This is a genomic window from Polaromonas sp. (assembly GCF_016185115.1).
Lineage (GTDB): Bacteria > Pseudomonadota > Gammaproteobacteria > Burkholderiales > Burkholderiaceae_C > Polaromonas.
The window spans coordinates 1-2368 of record NZ_JACPOF010000012.1; the positions used below are offsets into that span (position 1 = coordinate 1).

At 58.9% G+C, this 2368-nt stretch carries 1 protein-coding gene, 1 rRNA gene and 1 pseudogene; all 3 read left to right on the top strand.

The features are described from left to right. Positions 1–91, top strand: a 5S ribosomal RNA gene (rrf, locus tag HYX42_RS06310); the annotation flags it as partial. 100 nt (positions 92–191) lie between these two features. After that, a complete protein-coding gene (locus HYX42_RS06315) occupies positions 192–944 on the top strand; it encodes a 16S rRNA pseudouridine(516) synthase (RefSeq protein WP_108498271.1) in 753 nt (250 codons plus the stop codon). A 220-nt stretch (positions 945–1164) separates the two neighbouring features. Further along, a pseudogene (locus tag HYX42_RS06320) lies at positions 1165–2332 on the top strand (IS256 family transposase). Positions 2333–2368 lie beyond the last annotated feature (36 nt).

Here is a 2368-nt window from a genome sequence, read left to right on the forward strand (position 1 = left end):
TCCCACTCCTTCCCATCCCGAACAGGACAGTGAAACGACTTTGCGCCGATGATAGTGCGGGTTCCCGTGTGAAAGTAGGTCATCGTCAGGCTCTTACAGCCCAGAAAACCCCAGTCAGATATGACTGGGGTTTTTTGCTTTCCAGGCGCACAAAAATCATCCCTTCTAGCTGACCCTCCAGGGTATTGACCATGCAACTACAAGACATCCTGTATTCCCAAGGTTTTGGTACGCGTCGTGTTTGCGCGGGCCTGATTCAGCAGGGATGGGTCTCGGTGCGTGAGGCATCTTCGCCCAATGCTGAGTACGTGCTCTGCACGGAGGCTACCGCAGGCTATGAGCCCGAAGGACTGCTGTTACGTGTACAGGGTGTGGATTGGCCGTTCCACGCCAAAGCCTACGTGCTGCTTCACAAACCCGCCGGCACGGAGTGTTCTCAGAAGCCTTCTACGTACCCCAGCATCTATACGCTTCTGCCTCCGCCGTTGCGTCAGCGGCCCACGAAGAGTGCGGTTCAAGGAGTGCAGGCGGTGGGGCGCCTTGATCAGGACACAACGGGTATGTTGCTATTGAGCGATGACGGGCAATTCATTCATCGCTTGAGTTCGCCCAAGAAGCATGTTCCGAAGGTTTACCAAGTGACGACCAAACACCCGGTGGACGAGACACAGGTGTCGAAATTGTTGGCGGGGGTTGTGCTGGACGATGATCCCACGCCGGTGCGTGCTGCAAACTGCTCCATTGTGGGTTCCCATCGCTTGGATATGACGCTGACTGAGGGCAAGTACCACCAGGTCAAGCGGATGATTGCAGCGGTTGGCAATAGGGTGGATGGGCTACATCGCTCTCGCATTGGAAGCATGGATTTGCCTGCGGATTTGGCCCCCGGCCAATGGCGATGGCTCAATGCTTCCGATCTGTCACTGTTGAACAGCAACGCTTGAGCATGTTGTCCGGAGGAGTGGCCTCTTTGGACTGGCTTAGAGAGCGCGGCCGGGGCACTGTGACTCATGTCGTTGATCCCTTGACTGCCGACGCTGGGAGAGCTCTGCTGGCAAGTTGTGGTCTCGCCCTGCGAGATGGTCTGGAACCCTAGAGGGTGTACAGAATTTTGTGTAAACGGACAATCCACCGCCGGCGCAAGCCGGCCTGTCGGTAAGCACAATGAACACCAAGAAACACGACGTACCCGAAGAACTGCTGTCTGGCCTGCTGGCCAACTACAAGAAGCCTGAACTTGGACGCCGAGCTGACTGAGCACCTGGGCCATGAACGCAACGAAGCGGTGGCCAACCCCGCCGGCAACACCCGAAACGGCAAGAGCAAGAAGACCCTCAAGGGGGAGTTTGGCGAGTTGCCCATCGAGGTGCCACGCGACCGCCATGGCAGCTTCGAGCCCCAGCTCATCCCCAAGCACCAGACCCGCTGGGCCGGCTTCGACGACAAAATCATCTCGCTATACGCCCGTGGCCTGACGGTGCGCGAGATACAGGCCCACTTGCAGGAGATGTACGGCACCGAGATCTCGCCCAGCCTGATTTCCTCGGTGACCGATGCTGTGGCCGATGAGGTCAAGGCTTGGCAGACACGACCGCTGGAGCCCATCTATCCCATCGTCTATCTGGACTGCATCCATGTGAAGGTGCGAGAAGGTGCTGTGCGGGTCAAGGCGGTGTACCTGGCCATTGGCATCACCATGACGGGCGACAAGGAGGTGCTGGGCCTGTGGCTGGCGCAAACCGAGGGCGCCAAGTTCTGGCTGCAGGTCGTCACCGAATTGCGCAACCGGGGCGTGCAGGACATCTTCATTGCCTGTGTGGATGGGCTCAAAGGTTTCCCGCAAGCCATCGAGGCGGTGTTCCCCAAGGCGGTGGTGCAGCTGTGCATCGTGCACATGGTGCGCCACAGCCTGAACTACGTGTCCTGGAAGCGAAGAAAGGAGGTGGCCGCCGACCTGCGCCGCATCTACACGGCCGCCACCGCCGAGGAGGCCGAGCTGATGCTCGGGGAATTCGAGGAGCGCTGGGATGCCGAGTACCTGCCCATTGGCCAGTCGTGGCGCAGGAACTGGAGCCGACTCATCCCGTTCTTTGACTACCCGCCGGAAATCCGCAAGGTCATCTACACCACCAACGCCATCGAGTCGGTGAACATGGGCCTGAGGAAGCTGACCAAGAACCGGGGCTCATTCCCCAGCGATGAGGCGCTGAGCAAGCTGTTCTACTTGGCCCTGCGCAACATCAGCCAGAAGTGGACCATGCCCATCCGGGATTGGAAGGCTGCGCTGACCCGCTTTACCATTCAGTTCGGAGACCGCATCTCCGTCAACTGAAGTCCGAACCGTTTACACAAAAATTCGGACACGCCC

Excerpts from the sequence above, each read along its gene's own strand:
- HYX42_RS06315 (WP_108498271.1), top strand. The coding sequence starts at position 192 with ATGCAACTACAAGACATCCTGTATTCCCAAGGTTTTGGTACGCGTCGT.